General features: G+C 61.4%; 18 protein-coding genes and 1 pseudogene. 10 read left to right on the forward strand and 9 right to left on the reverse strand.

The window, feature by feature from the left end:
• The first annotated feature begins 56 nt into the window (after nt 1-56).
• Nucleotides 57-1,631, forward strand: coding sequence for an EAL domain-containing protein (locus U5768_RS05695; protein ID WP_322029393.1), 1,575 nt, complete (start codon nt 57-59; stop codon nt 1,629-1,631).
• On the opposite strand, the gene U5768_RS05700 is transcribed toward U5768_RS05695, so the two are convergent.
• Together U5768_RS05700 and U5768_RS05705 are read right to left on the reverse strand one after the other, a co-directional pair.
• Entirely contained in the window at nt 1,592-2,233 is a 642-nt protein-coding gene (locus tag U5768_RS05700; protein WP_322029394.1) for a GNAT family N-acetyltransferase, read from the reverse strand. The two genes, U5768_RS05695 and U5768_RS05700, sit on opposite strands and share 40 nt — an antisense overlap.
• Before the next feature lie 105 nt (nt 2,234-2,338).
• A complete protein-coding gene (locus tag U5768_RS05705; protein WP_322029395.1) occupies nt 2,339-2,992 on the reverse strand; it encodes a GntR family transcriptional regulator in 654 nt (217 codons plus the stop codon).
• Nucleotides 2,993-3,110: 118 nt separating this feature from the next.
• Between U5768_RS05705 and U5768_RS05710 the strand changes: the two genes are divergently transcribed.
• Complete coding sequence (locus tag U5768_RS05710; RefSeq protein ID WP_322029396.1) at nt 3,111-3,584, forward strand: OsmC family protein; 474 nt, start codon at nt 3,111-3,113, stop codon at nt 3,582-3,584.
• Between the two features lie 72 nt (nt 3,585-3,656).
• On the opposite strand, the gene U5768_RS05715 is transcribed toward U5768_RS05710, so the two are convergent.
• Both U5768_RS05715 and U5768_RS05720 read right to left on the reverse strand, forming a co-directional pair.
• Complete coding sequence (locus U5768_RS05715) at nt 3,657-4,775, reverse strand: succinylglutamate desuccinylase/aspartoacylase family protein (RefSeq protein ID WP_322029397.1); 1,119 nt, start codon at nt 4,773-4,775, stop codon at nt 3,657-3,659.
• 35 nt (nt 4,776-4,810) lie between these two features.
• A complete protein-coding gene (locus U5768_RS05720; protein ID WP_322029398.1) occupies nt 4,811-5,581 on the reverse strand; it encodes a transporter substrate-binding domain-containing protein in 771 nt (256 codons plus the stop codon).
• A gap of 123 nt (nt 5,582-5,704) precedes the next feature.
• On the opposite strand from U5768_RS05720, the gene U5768_RS05725 reads away from it, so the two are divergent.
• The gene (locus U5768_RS05725) at nt 5,705-6,628 is read left to right on the forward strand and encodes a LysR family transcriptional regulator (RefSeq protein ID WP_322029592.1); all 924 of its coding nucleotides are present in this window, start codon (nt 5,705-5,707) and stop codon (nt 6,626-6,628) included.
• 8 nt (nt 6,629-6,636) lie between these two features.
• On the opposite strand, the gene U5768_RS05730 is transcribed toward U5768_RS05725, so the two are convergent.
• On the reverse strand, nt 6,637-7,554 hold the full coding sequence (locus U5768_RS05730) for a LysR family transcriptional regulator (protein WP_322029399.1): 918 nt from the start codon (nt 7,552-7,554) through the stop codon (nt 6,637-6,639).
• A gap of 129 nt (nt 7,555-7,683) precedes the next feature.
• Between U5768_RS05730 and U5768_RS05735 the strand changes: the two genes are divergently transcribed.
• Entirely contained in the window at nt 7,684-8,694 is a 1,011-nt protein-coding gene (locus U5768_RS05735; RefSeq protein WP_322029400.1) for an NAD-dependent epimerase/dehydratase family protein, read from the forward strand.
• Between the two features lie 78 nt (nt 8,695-8,772).
• Here U5768_RS05735 and U5768_RS05740 read toward each other — a convergent pair whose 3' ends face one another.
• On the reverse strand, nt 8,773-9,852 hold the full coding sequence (locus U5768_RS05740) for a porin (protein ID WP_322029401.1): 1,080 nt from the start codon (nt 9,850-9,852) through the stop codon (nt 8,773-8,775).
• 1,557 nt (nt 9,853-11,409) lie between these two features.
• Between U5768_RS05740 and U5768_RS05745 the strand changes: the two genes are divergently transcribed.
• From U5768_RS05745 to U5768_RS05765, 5 genes are all read left to right on the forward strand, one after another.
• Nucleotides 11,410-12,858: a carotenoid oxygenase family protein gene (locus U5768_RS05745; RefSeq protein WP_322029402.1), complete on the forward strand. Its 1,449-nt coding sequence runs from the start codon at nt 11,410-11,412 to the stop codon at nt 12,856-12,858.
• Between the two features lie 99 nt (nt 12,859-12,957).
• On the forward strand, nt 12,958-14,652 hold the full coding sequence (locus U5768_RS05750; RefSeq protein WP_322029403.1) for a class I adenylate-forming enzyme family protein: 1,695 nt from the start codon (nt 12,958-12,960) through the stop codon (nt 14,650-14,652).
• On the forward strand, nt 14,649-15,368 hold the full coding sequence (locus U5768_RS05755; RefSeq protein WP_322029404.1) for an alpha/beta fold hydrolase: 720 nt from the start codon (nt 14,649-14,651) through the stop codon (nt 15,366-15,368). The genes U5768_RS05750 and U5768_RS05755 overlap by 4 nt, the downstream gene beginning before the upstream one ends.
• Entirely contained in the window at nt 15,368-16,357 is a 990-nt protein-coding gene (locus tag U5768_RS05760; protein ID WP_322029405.1) for a nitronate monooxygenase, read from the forward strand. The genes U5768_RS05755 and U5768_RS05760 overlap by 1 nt, the downstream gene beginning before the upstream one ends.
• The gene (locus tag U5768_RS05765; protein WP_322029406.1) at nt 16,357-17,598 is read left to right on the forward strand and encodes an acetyl-CoA acetyltransferase; all 1,242 of its coding nucleotides are present in this window, start codon (nt 16,357-16,359) and stop codon (nt 17,596-17,598) included. Before U5768_RS05760 ends, U5768_RS05765 begins: the two co-directional genes overlap by 1 nt.
• A gap of 59 nt (nt 17,599-17,657) precedes the next feature.
• Here U5768_RS05765 and U5768_RS05770 read toward each other — a convergent pair whose 3' ends face one another.
• Nucleotides 17,658-18,617: a helix-turn-helix domain-containing protein gene (locus U5768_RS05770; protein ID WP_322029407.1), complete on the reverse strand. Its 960-nt coding sequence runs from the start codon at nt 18,615-18,617 to the stop codon at nt 17,658-17,660.
• 290 nt (nt 18,618-18,907) lie between these two features.
• Here U5768_RS05770 and U5768_RS05775 point away from each other — a divergent pair.
• Nucleotides 18,908-19,015 (forward strand): annotated as a pseudogene (locus tag U5768_RS05775) (hypothetical protein); the annotation flags it as partial.
• Here the strand turns inward: U5768_RS05775 and U5768_RS05780 are convergent.
• A complete protein-coding gene (locus U5768_RS05780) occupies nt 19,012-19,740 on the reverse strand; it encodes a peptidoglycan DD-metalloendopeptidase family protein (protein ID WP_322029408.1) in 729 nt (242 codons plus the stop codon). The pseudogene U5768_RS05775 and the gene U5768_RS05780 sit on opposite strands and share 4 nt — an antisense overlap.
• A gap of 280 nt (nt 19,741-20,020) precedes the next feature.
• On the reverse strand, nt 20,021-21,763 hold the full coding sequence (locus U5768_RS05785) for an IlvD/Edd family dehydratase (RefSeq protein ID WP_322029409.1): 1,743 nt from the start codon (nt 21,761-21,763) through the stop codon (nt 20,021-20,023).
• Nucleotides 21,764-22,007 lie beyond the last annotated feature (244 nt).

The following is a 22,007-nucleotide window of genomic DNA, read 5'->3' on the forward strand; positions in this document are numbered from 1 at the left end:
TTCACAGCGAGCCGTGCGCCGCCCTCGTTCGCGACGCCGGAGCCCGACCGTCCATCATGAGCAGCCGACTCACCGCCCTGACTACGTTTTGTGGCGTCGCGTTCGCCGTCCTGGCCGCGCTCGCGGCTGCGCTCTACGCCTCGGACGCCGTCTACGAACGCCAGCAGCGCGCACAGGTCGACGTCTTTTCGAGCCGCGCGCTGCTGCGCGCCGAACTCGTAAGCTCGGAAGCCGAATCCGCGCTGCGCCAGCTCTTGCCGGACAGCAGCCTCCCCTGCACAAGCGACCACCTGCTGCGGCTGCGCCAGGTCGAGGAACAGTTCCGGTACATTCGCGAAGTGGTCTGGACCGACGGCGAGCGCCTGCGCTGCAGCTCGCAACGCGGCGCCGTCGATACCCTGTTGCCGCCGCCCGAATGGGCCTATGCCGGCGGCTTTACCGCCTGGCATACCGAAGTGGGCAAGCGCGGCAACGAGCGGCGCATGCTCAACGTGCGCCTTGGCAGTCACGTAGTGGTTATCGATCCGCGCTTCTACCTCGACATCGTGCCGATCGACGACACCATCGAGCTTGCCGTGCTCGAAACGCAGGAGGGCGGCATCATTTCGCGCTGGGAACAGGCCGACGTTGCCCTCGTGCGCGCAGCGTTCGAGCGCACCAACGGCAGCGAGTATTTCGACGGGCGCTACTACGTGATCGAGCGCTCGCGTCACTTTCCGCTCGCCGTGGTCGCGTACGAGCCCGAACACATCATGCGCCGCAACCTGCCCGCACAGCTACGCACGCTGCTGCTGCCGGCGCTCGTCGTGAGCGCAATCGGCACGTGGTTCGTCATGCGCTGGCGCGGCAGGCTGCGCACGCCGCGCAACGCGATACTGGAGGGCGTGCGGCGGCGCCAGTTCGTCGCGTGGCTGCAGCCGCTCGTCTCGCTGGAAAGCGGGCGTTGCGTGGGCGCGGAAGCGCTCGTGCGCTGGAAGCTCGAAGACGGCACGGTCGTCGCCCCGGACACGTTCATTCCCATGGCGGAATCGCTCGATCTCGTCGAGCCGATCACCGATCAGGTCATCCGCTCCGTGTTCGAGGGCGTGGGCGCGGTGCTGGCGCGGCGCCCCGATCTGCACGTCTCGCTCAACCTTGCCGGCAAGGATCTCGCCGGTACGCGCGTGCTCGAAACCCTCAAGGGCAGCCTCGCGAAATATTCAGTGCGCCCCGAGCAGATCTGGTTCGAAGCGATCGAGCGCACGCTCGTCGACACGGCCGCCTCTGCGCCCGTGCTCGAATCGTTTCGCACGGCGGGCCACCGCATCTTCATCGACGATTTCGGCACGGGCTATTCGAGCCTTTCCTATCTTCAGGACCTGCCCGTGGATGGGATCAAGATCGACCGCTCGTTCATCCGCTCGCTCGCGCGCGGCGAGGAAATGAACAAGATCGTGCCGCACGTGATCGACATGGCGCGCAGCCTCGACCTGCTGATGGTCGCCGAAGGTGTGGAAACCGAGGCGCAGGCGCGGTATCTGCGCGAGCGCGGCGTGCAGTACGCGCAGGGCTGGCTCTATGCGAAGGCCATGCCGGCCGACGAATTCCTGCGCTATCTGGAGCAGGAAGCGGCGCTCACGCGCAAGGCGTGAGCGTTGGGAGCGTGCGGCAACCCCGCGCCGCAACGCGCCGCGGCGGCCTTGCTGAGCACGGCGCTGTCGTAGCCACGGCCGGCGAAGCGCACGACATCGACGAGACTAAAGCCCTGGGCGCGATAGAACGCGACGAGATGGGCAGCGGGAAACGGCGTGTCGAGCGCAAGCTGCGTGTAGCCGCGCGCGGCCGCCCAACGCGCCGCGAAGTCGAGCAACGCGCGGCCGATGCCGCGGCTTTGCCATTTGGGTTCGATACCGAACTGATGAACCGAAGCCACGCTACGCTGACGATAATGTTCGCACTGCGAATGGCTATCGTGACCTTCCACCGTGAGCGTGCCGACGATCCTGCCATTGCAGACGGCGACGAAACAATCTCCAGCCAGCGCGCGTTCACGCGTGAGGCTTGCCGCCTGATCGACGCATGCGCAGTGCAATCCGAGCGACGCGAGCCGCGAGAACGCGCGATTGAGCAAACGTGTGAGCGCTTCCCATGAGTCGTGGCGGGGATCGAAGCGCCTCAGCACGAGCCGGCCGAGGCCGGGCTTTACGGCGGTGAACAGCTCATCCGGGCACCGGGTTGCACGCGAGATCGACATGGCGTCTCCAGTCGTTTCGATGCATCCAGTCTAGGGTTGCCCCATAGCGCTCACAAGAAAAAATGTCGTAAAAACTGCGGCACCGAGCGTCGCGGTACACGAGCGCTAGCCTTGCGCCGCCATGCGCTCCACGACAGCGAGCACGATGCGCCTGGCCGAGTCGATATGGGCCACGGTCATGGCGCGCGCGCCGCGCGCGTTGCGCGCCAGGCACGCTTCGAGTATCGCTTCGTGTTCGTGCTGAAACGAAGGGGTATCCGCAAGCAACGTGTTTTGCAGCCGCTCGTAGCGCTCCACCTGCGCGCGCAATTCGCGTATGGCCGCCAGTTGGCGTGCGTTGCCGCACGCGCCGTAAAGCAGTTCGTGAAACTCGCGGTTGAGTTCACCCTGCTTCTGCGTGGCGGCCGCCTCGCCAAGCAGCCGGTGTACGAGTTCCGCGCGCGCGAGCGTTTCGTCGTCGATACGCTTGACGCCGCGAAAGATCGCGTCGCCTTCGAGCAGCGCGCGCAAGCCGTAGATCTCCTCCACGTCCTGCACTGTGAGCATGCGCACGACCGCGCCGCGATTGCGGAAGATCTCGACGAGCCCTTCGCGCGCGAGTCGCTGGATGGCTTCGCGCAGCGGTATGCGGCTCACTTCGAAACGCTCCGCGAGGTCGCGTTCGACCAGGCGCTCGCCGCCGCCCAACTCGCCGCTGACGATCAGATCGCGCAACCCGGACGCAACCGCGTCCGCCGTGGAGTCGAATTTTGTGTCCATACGTGTTTGGTCAGGTTTCCCGCCTGCTTTCGCTTACGTCATTTTTGCATAATGGTATACCAAAATTCCGAACACGGTCATAATGAAACACCCTTTCGACACACAACGGAGAGTGAGCATGGCGCACGGCGAACATACCTACCGCGTTTCGGTGCAATGGACAGGCAATCGCGGCACCGGCACCTCGGGCTATCGCGATTACGACCGCAATCACGTGATCCGCGCGAGCGGCAAGCCCGACATTGCAGGCTCGTCGGACCCGGCCTTTCGCGGCGACGCCGCGCGCTGGAATCCCGAGGACTTGCTCGTGGCTTCGGCTTCGGCGTGCCACAAGTTGTGGTATCTGCACCTGTGCGCCGAGGCGGGCGTCGCGGTGCTGGCCTACGAGGACGAGGCCGAAGGCACCATGGCCGATACGCCGCAGCACGGCGCCTTCACGAAGATCGTGTTACGTCCGCGCGTGACGATCCGCGCGAGCGACAATCGCGGCCTCGCCGAGCAGTTGCATCATGCGGCGCACGAGCAGTGCTATGTCGCCAATTCGGTGAACTTCCCCATCGAGTGCGAGCCGACTATCGAGCTTGCCGGGTAGGCCGCCGCTGCCAGCATCGCTCAAAGGGAAAAACCGCCGCATATTCGCGCGATGCGACGGCGAACCGTTCCCTCAAGCGCCCAGCAGCACGCCGCTGCGTATCGGCCGCGTGCCCGTCACGCGGCCGAGCGGCGCGCCGGCCGTCACGAAGCGAATCGCCCTTCGCATATAGAAAACGCCTTCCGCAGTGCTCTTCACGGTCGTCGTTTCGCCCGTCATCGGGTCGACGATATCGAATAGCGGGTCGTTTTCGCGTATCCAGTCGCCGATCTTCGCGCGGTGCACGAGAATGCCGCTGTGCGGCGCATAGAATTGCGCGCTCCCGGCGAGCGGCGTCGCGGGCATCAGCAGTTCCGGCAGCGGCTTCGCCTCGGCGCCCACGAGCGCGCCGCGCCAGCGCAAATAATCGATCAGCGCATCGGCGTCCTGCTGCGCGGTTTCCCACGACACGTCGCGCTGGCCGCGGCACTCGATCGTCACGGCGGTAGGACCGGCGGGCACGGGCTGCGCGGCCGGCATCTCTTGACGCAATTGCCACCAAAGCAGACTGTGCGCCTCGTCGAACGCGTGCGCGCCGGAGTCGGTCGCGAGCAGTTGCGCACGCGAACCGAGGTAGCGGGCAAGCGGCTCCACGTCGGGCCAGCCGGCCTCGCTCGTGTACACGTGCATGACCGCCTCCAGCGAGCAATGCAGGTCGATGATGAGGTCCGCGTCATGCGAAAGCCTCAGCAGCGCCAACTGAAGCGAATCGAATTCGGTAAGCGGCTCCTGAGCGTCCAGCGCTTCGCGCATCAATTGCCGGATCAGTTCGCGGTTGCGATCGACGTCCGCGCCGAGCGTTTCCTTCGCGCGCGCCAGCAGCCGGGGAAACGCGTGGAAATGGCGATTGAAGTTGCGCCCGCTCGCGAGATCGAACCGGCCGATGAACTGGCCAAGCACGTGCTGGTTCAGACCCACGGGGTTGGCAAGCGGCACGAGCACCACTTGCGCGGCGAGCGCGCCTTGCGCCTCGAGGTCGGCCAGTTGCGCGCGCAACAATACGGCCGTCAGCATGGCGGGCGTTTCGTCGGCGTGAAGCGACGCCTGGATATAGATCTTCTGGCGCGCATCGGCGGGGCCGAAATGGAAGCTCGTCAGTTCGCGGTGCGTACCCGGCGTTGCGCTCAGGAGCGGAATCGATTGCTGGTTCATGAATTCAATGCGGTTTCGAAAAGGGATGCGAAGGCTCAGTTTCCGTACGGATCGAAGTCGAAATAGCGGCGCGCAATCTGCGCATAGGTGCCGTCCTTCAACATGGACGCAATTGCGTCGTTCATCTGCGCCTGTAGTGCGGTTTCGTCCTTGCGCATGCCGATTCCGGTGCCTCGGTCGCCCATCGAAATCGGACCGCCCGCGAATGCGAAGCCGTTGCCCTGCGGCGTGCGCAGGAAGCCGTAGTCGGCCTCGACGTAGCCCAGCAGCGCGGCGTCGAGTCGTCCGTTGACGAGGTCGGCGAACACTTCGTCCTGGCTCTTGTAGGTCACGACGTGCACGCCCGCGGGCGCCCAGTTCGCGAGCGCATAGGTCTCGAACTGCGTGCCCGCCTGCACGCCGACTGTTTTCCCGGCCAGCGACTGCACCGTGGCGCCGAACGTAGCGCCCTTGCGTGCGACCAGCCGCGACTTGAACTGGAACAGCTTCGACGTAAAGAGGATTTGCTGCTCGCGCTTCGCGGTGATCGCCATCGACGACATGATCGCGTCGATCTTGCGCGCCTGAAGCGCCGGGATCATGCCCGAAAACTCCAGTTCGACCCACTGGCAATGCGCGTGAATGCGGCGGCAGATCTCGTTGCCGAGGTCGACGTCGAACCCTTTGAGCGAGCCATCGGGCGCCTTGGAGTCCATGGGCGGATAGGTCGGATCGATGCCGAGACGCACGGTGTCGCCCGCGCGCGCGAACGCACTGCCGCTCACGGCCAGTGCAAGGGAAAGCAAGATCGACGGGATTTTTTTCATGGTGACCGATCGGGGAAAGTAAGGAGTCTCCTGTCGACCCGATGGTAGGGCGCGGCCGCGTTCGGGAAAAGTCCGGATTCGTCTATCATGATCACTTCTACCGATCACAGCGGACCGCCGCCCATGAGCCTCACGCTTTCCCAGTTGCGCGTCTTCGTCGCCGTGGCCCAGCGCGGCAGCGTTCGCGCGGCTTCGCGCGCGCTCGGCGTGGCGCAAAGCGGCGTGACGCAGCAACTACAGAATCTCGAAACCGAACTGGGCGGCCCGTTGCTCACGCGCACCAATCGCGGCGTGACGCTCACCGTGCTGGGGCAACGCCTGCTGGTGCGCGCCGCGTCGATTCTGGGCGAATGCGAGCGCGCGAGCGAGGAGGCGCAGCAACTGCGCGGCGATTACGCGGGCGAAGTCGCGTTCGGCCTCACGACCGACCCGCTCATGGATGCGCTCGTGCCCGTGGTCGGCCAGTACGGTACGCGGTTTCCGCGCGTGGCGCTGCGGCTGCGCACGGGCACGTCGCGCATGATGATTTCGTGGATTCGCGAAGGCGCGCTCGATTTCGCGCTCGCGCTCGTTTCGGACCAGACCGATACAACCGATCTTTCGGTGACGGAGCTTTATCCCTCGGACCCGGTAGTCGTCTGCCGCCGCGGCCATCCAAAGGCCGGGGCGCGCTCGCTGCGCTCGCTCGCGCAGTGCGACTGGCTCGCGACGCGCTCGCCCAATATCGCGGACGCCTTTGCTTCGAACCGGCTCTCGGCGTTCTTCACCGACTACGGCTTGCCGCCGCCGCGCATCGTCGCGACGGTGGAGGGGCTCTTCGAAACGCTGCACTGGGTCAGCGAAACGGATTGCCTCGCGCTGGAGTCGTCGGTGGTCGCCGCGCGCGGGCCGTTTGCGGAGCGGCTCGCGCGCATCAAGATCGCCGAGCGGCCGGCGGCGCAGCAGGTCTCTTTGCTGCAACGCGCGGCCGTGCCGCTCACGCCCGCCGCACAGGAACTCGCGACGATGCTGGCTTCATACGCGCGGGCGGGACGGGTGCCGCGCTGAAATCGCCGTTACGCCCCTGCTCCATGCAAGCCGTGTTTGCCCATATACGCGCTCAACCCCGACGCCAGCGCAGTAAACGTCACCGCGCAGCGCGCGCTGGTTCGCAGATCCTCATGCATGGCCACCCACGTATCGAGCATCAGCGAGAACTCTTTCTTCAGAACGCGAACCAGTTTCGGGTCTTTTGCCGCTAACGGCGCCTGGCAACCGCCGATGCCGAATCCCGCACGTATCGCCGCGAGTTGCGCAAGGTCGCTGTCGGCGCGAAATGCAAAGTTATTGCGGTTGTACGCCGCGAACTTGTGCTGGACCGACCGGATGAACGCGTTTTCCTGATCGAAGCCGATGATCGTATGGCGCGCCAACTCCTTGATCGACCTGGGCACGCCGTGAAGCGCCAGATACCGTTCGTGGGCATGCAGCCCGACTTCGATCGCGCCAATGCGTTTGGCGACCAGTGCCTCCTGCACGGGCCGGAACATGCGGACGGCAATGTCCGCCTCGCGGCGCAGCAGATCGTCCGCCGTGTTCGACAACACAAGTTCGACCGACAACTCCGGGTATTCGTGGCGCAACGCGGCCAGTATGGGCGGCAAGACCTCTACGCCGATGATTTCGCTCGCCGTCAGTCGCACCGTGCCGCGCACCCCCGATCCATGACTGCTCGCCGCGCGGCGCAACGCTGCCGTGGTCATCGCGAGACCGACTGCGTACGGCCTTAGCTCATTGGCCGCCTCCGTTGGCGCGAATCCATCGGACGAGCGGGTGAAAAGCGTGAGCCCCAGCGCCGTTTCCAGACTTTCGATGTGGCGGCCCACGGTGGGCTGCGTGATGCCCAGCGCGCGGGCCGCCGCCGACAACGAACCGCTTTCCAGCACGTTCAGAAAGCTCCGGTACCACTCCCAGTTCGGTTCCTTGTCGGCCATGTCCGGTTCCCATTGAGTTCGCTAGCTATACATAAATGCATAGCTTCTAGCTTATTTTCGGCAATTTTCTATTGACGGCACGCAGCGCAGAATACGCCTCATGACAGCTCAACCGCAAGGAGAACCGGCATGAACGGCAGCCCCAATAATCGACAGAACCGCGCGCTCGTGCTGGGCGCGAGCGGCGGAATCGGCAGCGAAGTCGCGCGCCAGTTGCACGGCGCCGGCTGGCAAGTGCGCGCCCTGCGCCGCGGCGGCGCGCCGGGGAAGGCGTCGGCCAGCGCCATCGAATGGCTCGACGGCGACGTGCTCTCGCGCGAGGCAGTGCTCAACGCCGCGCAAGATTGCCAGGTGATCGTGCACGCCGTGAATCCGCCCGGCTACCGGCGCTGGGCGCAGGTCGTGTTGCCGATGATCGACAACACGCTCGCCGCCGCAGCCGCCGTGGGCGCGACCGTCGTGCTGCCGGGCACTGTCTACAACTTCGGGCCCGATACCTTCCCCGTGCTGCGCGAGGACTCGCCGCAGCACCCGCTCACGCGCAAGGGCGCGATTCGTGTGGAACTGGAGCGGCGCATGCAGGCCGCGAGCGAGCATGACGTGCGCTCGATCGTCGTGCGTGCGGGCGACTTTTTCGGGCCGCGCGTGGGCAATAGCTGGTTTGCGCAGGGACTCGTGAAGCGCGGCGCGCCCGTGCAGGTCGTGCGCCAGCCGGGCACGCGCGGCGTGGGTCACGCCTGGTCGTACGTGCCCGACGTCGCGCGCACGATGCTCGAGCTGATCGAGCGGCGCGCCGCGCTGCCTGCGTTCGCGACGTTCCACATGGCCGGCCATTGGGACGCCGACGGCTCGCAGATCGTCGACGCGATTTGCCGAGTCGCCCGGCGTCACGGACTCAAGCCGCAAAGCAAGCCCTTCGCCTGGGCCTTCGTGCGGGCGATCTCGCCCTTCGTGACGACGCTGCGCGAACTGATGGAGATGCGCTATTTGTGGCGCGAGCCTTTGCAACTCGACAACGCGCGGCTCGTGACGGAACTCGGACGCGAGCCCCATACGCCGCTCGACGAAGCCGTCGAGGCCACCCTCCTGGGCCTGAACTGCCTCCGTGTCGAAGAGCGTGTGTTTGAAGCGGCCTGCTAGAGTGGATTCTTAAAGGTGGAATTATTGAGCTGCCTTTCGGCGTTTTGTTGTGCGCAAACAGGATCAATCATGGCGAAATCAAAATTTGTGGTTAATCCCGACATTGACGCCGATCGTTTGCCCCTGCGCCCCATACAGAGTGTTGAGGCTGCATAGACACAAACCGGTGTTCATTGCTCCATGGTTGTCCACGCGTCCCACTTGCGCATACCAAGACGTTCTCTTCGACAGAAAATACTCTCCCCCTAAAGCGGCCAGGACTGAGTGGTTTTTCGAATTATTTTGATCGGCGGTCCACCACGCGCCGCCGTTTATTTCCAGATCCGGAAAGATCAAATAATTGAAGCCACCACCGTACACGTAGTTGTTGAACGAACCGGCCACGTGGTAGTTTTCGAACGTCGCGTTCATCGTCAGATTTTTGTAGCTATAGGACGCACCCACGATTTTCCCGATAAAGGCAACCGTCGAAGGGATTTTCGTCACCACAGTCCCGCCCGAGTTGCCGTTATAGTACGCCCCACCGACCAAAAGGCCGCCGGCTCTGTAACTTAGACTCGCCGAATACTGCCTTCCGGCCTGAAAATTCCCTGCCTCCCCTCCCAAAGCCACCATCATGCTGCCGCGCAGCCCCGCGATTTCAGGACTGGTGTAGGAAATAGCATTCGAATTAAATATGCCAGTCGCCCCTACCGCGTCTGCCATTGGCATACCGCCGCTCGCGTAGATGGTCTGACGCGGATCAAGCGCGACCAATGTCGTGAAAAACGGCGAAAACTGAAGACCCGCCTTAACCTCACCGAAGTTTCCGGCAAGCGCCAGCCAGGCCTGATTACCAAAAGTATTTCCGTTCGATATCCCCACTCCGCCATTGCCAAGATTGAACGCGCTCGCAAGTTCGAACTTTACCTTCATCCCGCCCCCAAGGTCCTCAATCCCTTTTATACCGAACTGCGTCACACCCATGCCACTATCCAGCATCTGAAACGCGTGGCCGCCATTTCCACCCGTCGCCAAATTCAGCGTTTTACTCGTATATGCAACCCCAACATCCGCAATACCAAACAGCGTAACACTACCTTGCGCCTGGACTCCCGCCGAAAGCAACATCGAAGCCAATCCAGTTGCCACTGCATACTTACCCACACGACGTACCATGACCCACCTCTTTTTCAAGTCATATAAAAACGCATAAAAATAAAAATCAACTCATCAGAACAATCCGAAACTTGATTTCAATAAATACGCGTTCGCTTCAGATGTGTCTCAAACACAGCCGATAGGTTTCCTGAATCGAATTGCGATAAAGGTCATCACTATCGCGAGGATCGCGAAAATCGACGGCACGTAGACCAATGCCAGCGGACTATAGTGAGTGAGCGATGCCATCAGAACGGGTAGAAGACCGCCGAGAACCGCTTGCGAGGTGTTATAGCCAAGCGCAATGCCATAAAGTCATAGTATTCAAGGACGCCGCCCAGCGTGGAGAGACCAAGTACTTTTAATTGTGCCCAACCGAGCCGCTTCGACCCGGTCTCAGGCAGACCGTCATGAACATTGAGATATCTCATTTCGTTCGTGATCCTCAATATTTATCAAATGAAACGCTAAAGATTTCCGTTTCCTTATCGGTCAACGCGATTATTTTTTAGGATAGGGTGCTGCCGCTGTAATAGCGTTATGCCGCGCGAAGCCTGCCGGGGGCGCAAGGCCCGAATCGTAGTGCTCCCTCTGATGCAAGAATCGCAGCGCGCCATCACGGCTCGCTTCCACAAAGAGTTCCCCTTCATAGGCAGCTCACGCCCCCGGCGCCCGGACTTTTGCAGACACGCCTGAGGAAAAGGAATCCTGGACAGCATCGAAGTTGATGCCATGCCAGCCCGTTGCCACACACATGTCCCAAGCGCTTCGACGGCTGAAAGTTTTACGTCAAGGTGATCCCTTCCACTCAATTTCACTTCTCTATATAGACTGATTAAGTCTATTTATCGCGAGGACCTGGAGCAACTTAGGGCTATCCCCAGTGAAGTTACGCACACCACCGCCCGCATCTTCGGTCTCGATGCGAGCCGGCCACGAGTCGCCCGGACAGCCTCGTCGAGTCCTCAAGTGTTTGCCGGTAAGCGGACACGTCCCCATTCGTTTCGAGCACCTATCGACGTTCACGTGTGCCGGGTGACTTTCCCCGACTGCTTCACGTTTGTTCGCGATTTGTGAACGCGCCTTTGATGTACCGACGCCTTCCCACTTGCATGCAACAAAAGGGTGTTCTACTATGAGTTCACTAAGCAAAGTAATTTAACTTCGAAGGCTCACACCATCGCACGCCGACAGCAAGCAAGAAACGCTGGGTCCCGTGGTTCGCCTTCTCCTCACGAGTACATATGCAGCAGCACCAGGCAAAAAAGTCGACGCCGTCGTGCGTCACTGTCCGGGGTCACGAAGCGACCGGTGAGTCGCGGTCTTTCAATCGTTCACGCCGGCTTCCGTGCAAGCAGACGGCTTCGTCAATACCTTGCCTGGTATGCGACGCACCCCGGGGTTCGGCCGCTGGCGTGCCAATCCCGAAGCTGATGCGACCACAAAACAATATTTCGACCCGCCACGCTATTTTTTGCCCGGCATGCAAGCAGCGTGGAAGGAGGCCGGCTTTACCGGCCAGACACCCTTTGCATGCCAATGTCAATTCACGCCCCACCGCTAAAGGATTCTGCGATGAGAACAAATGACGTGCCTGTATTGCAGGGCGGCTATGCGCCTGTTTATGAAGAAAATGTTTTTGACGACCTCAAGGTGATCGGCGAAATTCCCTCCGACCTCAATGGAATGTATGTCCGCAATGGACCAAATCCACGCTTTGTCGAAGAGGGCCGCTATCACTGGTTCGACGGTGACGGCATGCTGCACTCCGTCCTGTTCGAAGGCGGCAAGGTTCAGTACCGCAATAGATGGGTGATGACCGATTCTTTAAAGGAAGAACTCGGCGCCGGCCGTTCGCTCTGGCGCGGAATCAAGGAGCCGCCGCGTCGCGACCGCCCTGATATGCCGATCAAGAACACATCGAATACGGACGTCAAGTTTCATAACGGGAAACTCGTCACGATGTGGTACCTCGGCGGCGACCTCTATGAGAGCGATCCCTACTCGCTGGAAACCACCGGAAAAAAACCAATCGATAGTCGCATCGCGCCGCTTCCCGTTTCTGCGCATTCGAGGGTGGACGAACGCACGAACGAATTTCTGTTCTTTGCCTACGGGAAAGAAGCGCCTTACATGCACTATGGCGTAATCGGTGCGGATGGTTCGCTCAAGCACCTGATCCCGGTGGCGCTTCCGGGGCCGCGTCTTCCGCACGATATGGCGATTACGGAGCACTACACCATCCTGCATGATTTCCCGTTATTTCACGATCAGGATGCACTGGCAGCCGGCCGGCACAAGCTGAAGTTCCATTCGGAATTGCCGAGCCGGTTCGCAGTCGCTCCGCGCTATGGATCGGTTGACCAGATCCGCTGGTTTGAAGCAAAGCCAACCTATATGTATCACGTCTCCAACGCCTGGGAAGAAGTCAACGCGCGCGGAGAGACCGAGATCGTCATGACGGGCACGCCGTTCCGGCTTTCGCGCGACCGCGACGGCAATATCGAAGCCGACAAGGTCACCCGCCAGGCGACCAATCTGGAGCACGATTTCATCTTCTACGAATGGCGCTTCAACCTGGCAACGGGCCAAACCTATGAACGCGTTATCGACGACATCGTGAACACCGAGTTCCCGATCGTCAACTCCTGGATGCAGGGTTACAAGACCCGCTATTCGTGGAACGTTTTAATGGGCCGAAACCGGGTTCCGGAGCAGCCTCGTTTCTGCGGACTGACGCGCTTCGATCTGCAAACCGGCACTGTTCAGGCCTATAACGGGGGCGTGGACTTCTGGTACAGCGAGGCTCCCTTCGCACCGCGTGACAACTGGAAACACGAAGATGACGGCTATCTCGTCGGATTCGTCTGGAATGGAACCGAGCAGCGCTCCGAGGTTCACGTTTTCGACGCGAGCAATGTGGGGCAAGGCCCCGTTTGCCGGATTCTTCTTCCGAAGCGGGTCCCGCACGGCTTCCATGCCACCTGGGTCAGCAAGCCCCGATTGTTGGCTGAACTTGGCTGAACTCGGCTGAACTCAGCGGTTGAGGAGTTTTGCTGACCGGAACGTGAAGGGCTTTATTGCCCCGACGCGCGCGCACAAAACATTAACGGAGACAAAACGGTGATACTCGCTTCACAGGAAAAAATCGAAGCTTATACCGCCCGTGGATGGTGGGGTAACCAAACGCTCTGGGAAATCTTTTGCCAGAACGTCTCCCGTCATCCGTCTCGCGAAGCCGTAGTCGATGCCCCAAACCGGCTGGACTTTACCGATGGAACTCCGCGCCGCCTGACGTATGCTGATCTCGCAGACGAAGCAGATCGGCATACGTCGGTGCTACAGGCGATCGGCTTGCGCAAAGACGACGTCATCGTCGTCCAACTGCCCAATGGGGTTGAGCAATTCGCTCTTTATCTGGCTTGCGCACGCCTCGGCATCATTGTCTCGCCGGTGCCGATACAGTACCGCGAGCACGAACTCACGTACATTCTGGGCCATGTGGAGGCGCGCGCCATTGCTACGTCGGTCCGTATCGGAAAGCATGCGCATGCCGAAATGATGTTGAAGCTGAAGCAGTCGATCCCAACTGTATCTCACGTGCTTGCCTACGGTGACGCGGTTCCATACGGCGCTTGCGACATGCATTCGCTGTTGGCTCTTCCTGCATACCTGCAGCGGATGGAAGCGACGGTATGCGCCAACGACATTTTCACGATCTGCTGGACTTCTGGAACCGAGGCCCGCCCCAAAGGCGTGCCGCGCAGCCATAACGAGTGGCTGGTTGTCGCGCCGAACATCATCGCGGCGGCACAACTCAAGCCTGGTTGCCGCCTGCTGAATCCGTTTCCGTTCGTCAATATGGCGGGCATTTCCACCAACTTCGCCGGATGGGCGCTTCTCGGGGCAACGGTCGTCCAGCATCAGCCTTTTTCTCTCGCGATATTTCTCCAGCAAGTCCGCACAGAACGCATTCAGTACACCGTAGCGGCGCCAGCCGTCTTGAACATGCTATTGCAGGACACTCAGTTGCTGGATGGAATTGATTTCACGACGTTATGCACGCTCGGCTCCGGATCGGCGCCGCTCTCGGAGTGGATGGTGCGCAGCTTTCACGAGAAATACGGCGTCCAGATCGTGAACTATTTCGGTTCGAATGAGGGCGCCGCGCTGACCGGAAGCGCTTTCGACATCCCGGACCCCGAACTTCGCGCCAAATTTTTCCCGCGTCCCGGCGTTTCCGGATACGCGAGTTCGATCCCCGTGCCCACCAAAGTCGAGACACGCCTCGTCGATATCGACAGCGAAACGCTGATTACCGAACCTGGAGTCGTGGGAGAGCTTCGTTTCCGCGGGCCGGCAATCTTTTCGCAGTACTGGAGGGATCCGGAACGCACTGAACGCGCTTTTGACGCTGACGGATTTTATAGAAGCGGGGACCTGTTCGAAATCGCAGGCGATTCAGGCCAGTTCTATAAATACGTCGGTCGTGCGAAGGATCTCGTCATTCGTGGCGGCATGAACATATCGCCGGAGGAAATCGAAAGCCTGATCCAGTCACATCCGGCGGTCGTCGAAGTCGCGGTAGTTGGCTACCCCGACAAAACGCTTGGCGAACGCGTATGCGCCTTCGTAGCGCTGCGCGAACACGCCACCCTGACGCTGCCGGACCTCGTCGACTATCTTCGCACTACGCATCGCATTGCCAGCTTCAAGCTTCCGGAGCGATTGCTGATCGTCAATGCGCTTCCTCGCAATCCCGTCGGCAAGATACTTAAGCGTGATCTGCGCAGCCAGCTCCCAGCGGAGGCTGCATGAAGCGTCGCGCTCTCCTGCTGGTTCCAGGAATGCTCAACGACCGCAGGGTTTGGCAACGCGTGTGGCCACACCTGACGCAGCTCGCCGAACTCCATGTTGCGGATGTCGGCTCGCACGACTCTATCGAAGCGATGGCCGATGCCGCGGTCAACGGCATGCCGGAGCAGTTTTGCGTGGCCGGCTTTTCGATGGGCGGGTACGTGGCTATCGAGTTGGCAAAACGGTACAAATCCCGAGTCACGGGTATCGCCTTGATTGGCACATCGGCACGCCCGGAATCGCCCAGGGCTCGCAGCGCGCGGGCCAGCATGCTGGATCGGGCTCACGCCGATTTCGACGGGCTTCTTGAAGATCTGATGCCCTCGTTGGCACATCCGTCGAACCTCGAAGATGGCGTGTTACGAAACGAGCTTCTCACCATGATGCGAGACACCTCGGTTCAAGCCTATGCACGCCAGATCAACGCACTCATCGCACGCGCAGACCAGCGGGAATTCGTTCGCACGCTTGCCATCCCCACCTGCATTGTGCATGGCGTTCAGGATCAGGTTGTGCCGCCTGCGCTCGGCGAAGAGCTTGTCAAACTGATCCCCGGCGCGCGCTCGACATTCCTTCAACAATGCGGGCACCTCGCGCCGCTCGAATGCCCGGATTCGGTCGCCGCTGCAATGAGCGACTGGATCGCAACGTGCAGCCCCCTCACCGATGCAACGTGATGAGACACCCCACCTTTCCCTATTCGCTTAGCCTGCCGGTTTTCGCGGCGCCGATGTTCCTGATCTCAGGCCCCGAACTCGTCGTCGAAGCGTGCAAGGCCGGCATTATCGGTGCTTTTCCAACATCCAATGCGCGCCCTATCGAGATGCTGGATCAGTGGATGCGACGGATTACCGAGGACCTCGCGGCCGCCCGCGCGGCGGACCCGGACAAGCCGGTCGGCCCCTGGGCGGCCAACGTGATTACGCATTCGTCAAACCAGCGTCTGCCGGAAGACCTGGCGCTCATCGCAAAGTACAAGCCGCCCATTGTCATTACAGCACTTGGCAGTCCTAAACCCGTGCTCGACCTCGTTCACGCTTACGGCGGCCTGGTGTTTGCCGATGTCGTCAGCCTGAAACTGGCAAGAAAAGCGGCACTGGCCGGGGCGGACGGCCTGGCGTGCGTGTCGGCGGGCGCCGGAGGTCATACTGGCGGCCTCTCGCCGTTTGCATTCGTCGCTGCTGTACGCAAATTCTTTGATGGCTATGTCATTGTCGGCGGTGGCATCGCCGACGGCTGGGGCGTTGCCGGCGCAATTGGTGCGGGGGCGGATCTCGTATACATGGGGACACGATTCATTCCGACGTCCGAAAGCATGGCAGCGCAGGAATATAAGCAAATGCTGGTTGATTGCGATGCGGACGATCTTCTGGTTAGCGCGGCCATTACAGGTACGCCGGCGAGTTGGCTACGGCCCAGCCTGGTCGCGAATGGACTCGATCCAGACGATATGCCGCCCCCTCCCGCTCGCAATTACGACAGCACCAGATCGTTCGCTGGAAAGCGCTGGTCACAAGTCTGGGCTGCCGGCCAGGGCGTGGGATCGATCGCGGCCATGGAACCAGTCAGTCTCGTGGTTGAACGGCTGATTAACGAATATCACTCAGCGGTGGATCGCTTCGAGCAATTCGCCGCCGATTTCACGCAAAGCACGGAGAATCGCTAATGAGCAATCCGGTATATATACTCGGCGGCTATCAAACGGATTTCGCCAAAGTATGGTCTCGGCATGGTCAGGACATTTCCGACATGATAAAGGAGGCTACGTTAGGGGCACTCGAAGACACATCCCTGAAGCCAACCGATATCGAGTCGATTCACGTCGGCAATGCGTTTGGCGAAGCGCAGCGACAGCAGGGGCATCTTGGCGCACTGGTGGTCCAGGTTGTCCCGGAACTCTGGGGAACCCCGGCCATGCGGCACGAGGGAGCCTGCGCGTCTTCCTCTCTCGCCGCGCTAACTGCAATGGCGGAAATCGAGGCCGGCCGCTATGACTGCGTCCTTGTAATCGGCGCAGAAGAATTCAAGAATCTGCCGGGTCACGACGCCTCGCGCAATCAGAACAGCGCGGCGTGGCAGGGACGAGAAGACATTGCCTGCACCTTTATGTGGCCCGCGGTGTTCGGACGACTGGCCGATGAATACGACCGCAGGTATGGCCTCGATCGCATCCATTTGAACAGAATCGCGGAACTCAACTACACGAATGCGAAACGCAATCCGCTTGCGCAAACTCGCCAGTGGAACTTTGCCGAACGGGCCTTCACCGACGATGACGGAGCCAATCCGGTGATCGAACCCGGCATACGGCGGCAGGACTGCGGGCAGATCACAGACGGCGCCTGCGCGATCATCCTCGCATCGCAGCGCTTCGCCCAAGCCTATGCCAACGCGAGAAACCTGCCGTTAAATGGCTTGCCGGAAATTCTGGGTTGGGGGCATCGGAATGCCGGGATTCGTTTTCTCGACAAGCTTGCACGCAGCCGCGATTCTGCTTATGTGTTCCCCCACGTCCGCGACGCGATTGGCGACGCATGGCGGCGCGCAAACATCGAAGCCGTTACGCAAATCGACGGTATCGAAACCCACGACTGCTTCACGATGACCGAATATATGGCGATTGATCATTTCGGCATCACGCCGCCCGGTCAGAGCTGGAAAGCTGTCGAATCCGGTCTGATCGCCCGGGACGGCCGATTGCCAATCAATCCGTCCGGTGGGCTCATCGGTTGCGGACATCCGGTCGGTGCGACCGGAGCGCGAATGCTGCTCGACGCGGCCCGGCAGGTAACCGGGAAAGCGGGTGCGTGCCAGGTGGAAGGCGCTCGCACATTCGCCACGCTGAACATCGGTGGCTCATGCTCGACCGTTGCCAGCTTCGTGGTGGGAGTACGCGACGTTGCTTGAGCGTAAGCGACAACCGGCTCGCCGCGCAGGATCCCGCGCAGTATCCCGCGCAGTATCCTTTACGCCGAAGTCTGGATCCGGTAGTTGACGTCATGCGGCAGGAGCGGAGCGCGGCAGCGGTCACAAACAACCTTTGCCTCCAGGAGGCTCCCACAGGAAATGTGTGTCAATCGCAGACTTGTGGGACAGTCCGGCAAGTTGTCGCGACTCCACTGGCCGAGCGTAACGATGTATGAAAATAGGTCACGGCTGCGCGGCGTAAGCCGATACACGAAACGCCGGGCGTCGCTCTGCGAAACGCTACGAGTCAAAAGTCCGGTGTTGGACAACATTTTGAGTCGCGAGGCCAGTACGCTCGAACCGATACCGAGTATTTGCTGCAGCGTATCGAAGCTATGACAACCGAGCATTACCGCGCCAAGCAACAAAATAATCCACCGATCGTTTAGCAGTTCGATGAGATTCTCAGAGACGGCGCCGCCCGCTTTATTGCTCAGCGCCTGTGCGCCCCACCTCGGCGCCCGGGCGCCCGGGGATGCGGTAGTGACTGCTTCGCCGCAGTAGTGAGGTTTGACGTCCTCCACCGATACTTCGACACCGCAATGCGAACACACCATCATCGGCGTCATCTCGTAGCCGCAGACGCGATGCGTAAGTCTGTCCGGAAACGTCGGCCTTGGCCATCCCCAGCGTTTTTCCCAACGCCAGCTCATCAGGACACAAGGGTACATCGCCAGGCCTTTCGAACCCAGGCGGTACTCCGTGCGCGGCGGATTGTCCTGATACTGATGCGTTTCGAACATTTCCAGGGCAACTAGATTCTTCAGTCTCAGACTCAGGGTTTGGCGTGGAATACCGAGCTTGACCTGAAAGTCGTCGAAACGCTTCGTGCCGAGAAATGCAAGGAAAAGGAGCGATAACGTCCAACGATCGCCGATATGGTACAGCGCGTGAGTTATCGAACTATTCAGCAAAGCCTGACGGCGAACGGCAATATCGGTGTTATCGGTCAGGTCCATGTGGAGATCGTGCAATATTCCCGTTGACATAGGATTACATCTTTAATTCTATCACGCACGTCCAGCCCGATCTGAGCCGCGCCGGGCATCGCGGAGGCCGGCTGGTTTAAGTTAATGCGGGCACGTCGGAGATATTTCCAGGTTTCCCGTGGCAGTTCTCCCCAGGTCGATCAAAATTCGCTGTTCGGCGCTATCGGCAAGTTTAAACTCAGGGACATAGCCTGATAGTTCGGAGTCCGATGCATTTAGAATGAAAAGAAAGCCCGAAAGACGGGCTCCAGGGTTCCAACCGGAAGATCGCGAATCTGGGGAACATGCTGGATCACGCGCGATACGACGTACCCTGTTTCATCGACAGCGACGTAGCGGTCGATCGCGACGTGAGAAAGCGCCGTTAAGGCGTGACCGGCCCCGAGCCCGGCGGCAAATACGCGAGCGGGTCCACGGGGTGGCCATCCTCGCGCATTTCGAACTGCAATACCGCGTGGCCTTCGCGGTTCGTCCCGATCTCGGCGATGGTCGCGCCGCGCTGCACGGTGGCGCCTTCGGCTACCAGCAAGCGGCGGTTGTTGCCATAGGCGGTGACGAAGTGGCCGTCATGCTTCACGATGACCATGAGGCCATACTGCTTGAGCTTGTCGCCGGCGTAGACAACCCGGCCGCCCTCCACGGCCTTGACCGGCGCGCCGGCCTGACCCGCGATCTCGATGCCGCGCGAACCCTGCGCGCCGAACTCGCGCACCACCGTGCCCGCAACCGGCCAGACGAAGCGGTTCGCCCCGGGCGCGGGAGTCGCGGCCGCGAGCGAAACGCCTGCGCCGCCCGATGGCGGCCCTACGCGCAGCATCTGTCCGGCGCGTGGCGCGGAACCCGCCGTCAAGCTGTTCCAGTGCGCGATCTCGTCGGGCCGCCGCCCGAACGACGTTGCGATGGAGTCGAGCGAATCGCCTGGCTGCACGCAGTAGTAGCCGGCGGCGGCGCTCACGCATGTACCGGCCTGGTAACTGGGCATGTTGAACGGCGCTTCGGCGACACAACCCGAAAGCAGTCCCGCCGTGGCAAGCGTGACAAGGGCGCCTGCCGCGCTGGCGCACCGTCGCCATGAGCGAAGGCGGGTTGGCATACATCGTTGTTTCATGGCGAATCTCCGCGAATGGCTAAATGGATCACTGCCGCCAGCCCGCCGGCTGGCATCCGCTTAACGCGATCCATGTTTTCGCGTTGACCGCCGTATATGACGCATGACAAGCCTTTGCTTGCACGCGATCAAATGTTGCGCCGAATCCAAAACAATCAGGAAAACGACGGTAGGAAAACGCCGAGGGCGATTCCCCGAATCTTTAATTTTCTATGCAAGAACGGAAACCCGCGTCTGCCGCAGCGCGGGTTTCGTGCGAGCGTTGTCAATGCGAATGGCTCGGCACGTCCGCGCTGCGGCAGCCCACGAGGAAATCGAAATCGCAGCCTTCGTCGGCCTGCAGTACGTGCTCGACATAGAGCTTGCGATAGCCGCTGCGATCGGCGGGAATGGGCTGCCGGTTCGCACCCCATTCGTCGAGCCGCGCCGCGATTTCGTCGTCGCCGATGTCCACGCGCAGCACGCCGTTCTCGCAGTCCAGTTCGATCCAGTCGCCGTCGCGCACGATGGCGAGCGGGCCGCCCGCGCGCGCTTCGGGGGCCACGTGCAGCACCACCGTGCCGTACGCCGTGCCGCTCATGCGCGCGTCCGACACGCGCACCATGTCGGTCACGCCCTGCGCGAGCAGCTTGGGCGGCAGGCCCATGTTGCCCACCTCGGCCATGCCCGGATAACCCTTGGGCCCGCAGTTCTTCATGACGAGCACGGAGTCGGCCGTGACTTCGAGATCGGGGTCGCCGATGCGCGCCTTGTAGTCGTCGAAATTTTCGAACACCACGGCGCGCCCGCGATGCTTCAAAAGCTTCGCCGTAGCCGCCGAAGGTTTCAACACCGCGCCGTTCGGCGCGAGATTGCCGCGCAGCACGCACAGCGCGCCGTCCTCCACGAGCGGATTGTCGAGCGGGCGTATCACTTCGGCGTTGTGGATGGGCGCCTCGCGCACGTTCTCCCAGAGCGTTTTGCCGTTGGCCGTGAGCGCATCGGGATGCGGCAGCAGGTTCGCTTCCCCGAGGCGCCGCAGCACCGCAGGCAAACCGCCCGCGTAATAAAACTCCTCCATCAGGAAACGTCCCGAGGGCTGCAGATCGACGATGGTCGGCGTGCCTCGCCCAATACGCGTCCAGTCGTCGAGTTCGAGCGGCACGCCGATGCGCCCCGCAATCGCCTTCAGGTGGATCGCCGCATTCGTCGAGCCGCCAATGGCCGCGTTCGTGCGAATGGCGTTCTCGAACGCCGCGCGCGTGAGCAGCTTCGAGAGGCGCAGGTCTTCTAGCGCCATCTCCACGATACGCATGCCCGACATATGCGCCAGCACGTAGCGGCGCGCGTCCACCGCCGGAATCGCCGCGTTGTGCGGCAGCGTCACGCCCAGCGCTTCGGCCATGCACGCCATGGTCGAAGCCGTGCCCATGGTGTTGCACGTGCCCGCCGAGCGCGACATGCCCGACTCCGCCGACATGAACTCGTGGATCGAAATCTTGCCCGCCTTCACCTGCTCGCTCAGTTGCCACACCACCGTGCCCGAGCCGATATCGCGCCCTTCGTGCTTGCCGTTGAGCATCGGGCCGCCGGTCACGGCGATGGCGGGCACGTCGCAGCTGGCCGCGCCCATCAGCAACGCGGGCGTGGTCTTGTCGCAGCCCACGAGCAGCACGACCGCATCGACGGGGTTGCCTCGTATGGATTCCTCAACATCCATCGAAGCGAGATTGCGCGTGAACATGGCCGTGGGCCGCAGGTTCGACTCGCCGTTCGAGAACACGGGAAACTCGACGGGAAAACCGCCGGCTTCATAAATGCCGCGCTTCACGTGCTCCGCGAGTTTGCGAAAGTGCGCGTTACAGGGCGTGAGTTCGGACCACGTATTGCAAATGCCGATAATCGGCTTGCCGGCGAACTCGTGATCGGGAATGCCCTGGTTCTTCATCCAGCTTCGGTACATGAAGCCGTTCTTGTCGGTGGTGCCGAACCACGCGGCCGAGCGGAGTCTGGGCTTACGGGTGTTCATGGCTTCGCCCACTTAGTGAGAAAGTCCAATAAATAGCATGACTATATGCATCAGGCTTATCGGGAAAACGCTAATCGCAACCGTTCCTGGCGTTGCATATAGTTTGTCTATTGTGAGCAGCAGGGGCGGCCAATGGTGTATCGAAAGGATATAACCGGCGGCCAGGGATGGCGCGAACTTCTCGTGATTCTGTCCGGCCGTGATGGACGCGGGTGTAGCGCCGTGAATTAAAGAAATACAACGC

The sequence above is a fragment of the Paraburkholderia sp. J76 genome (genome assembly GCF_905220295.1).
Classification (GTDB): Bacteria; Pseudomonadota; Gammaproteobacteria; order Burkholderiales; family Burkholderiaceae; genus Paraburkholderia.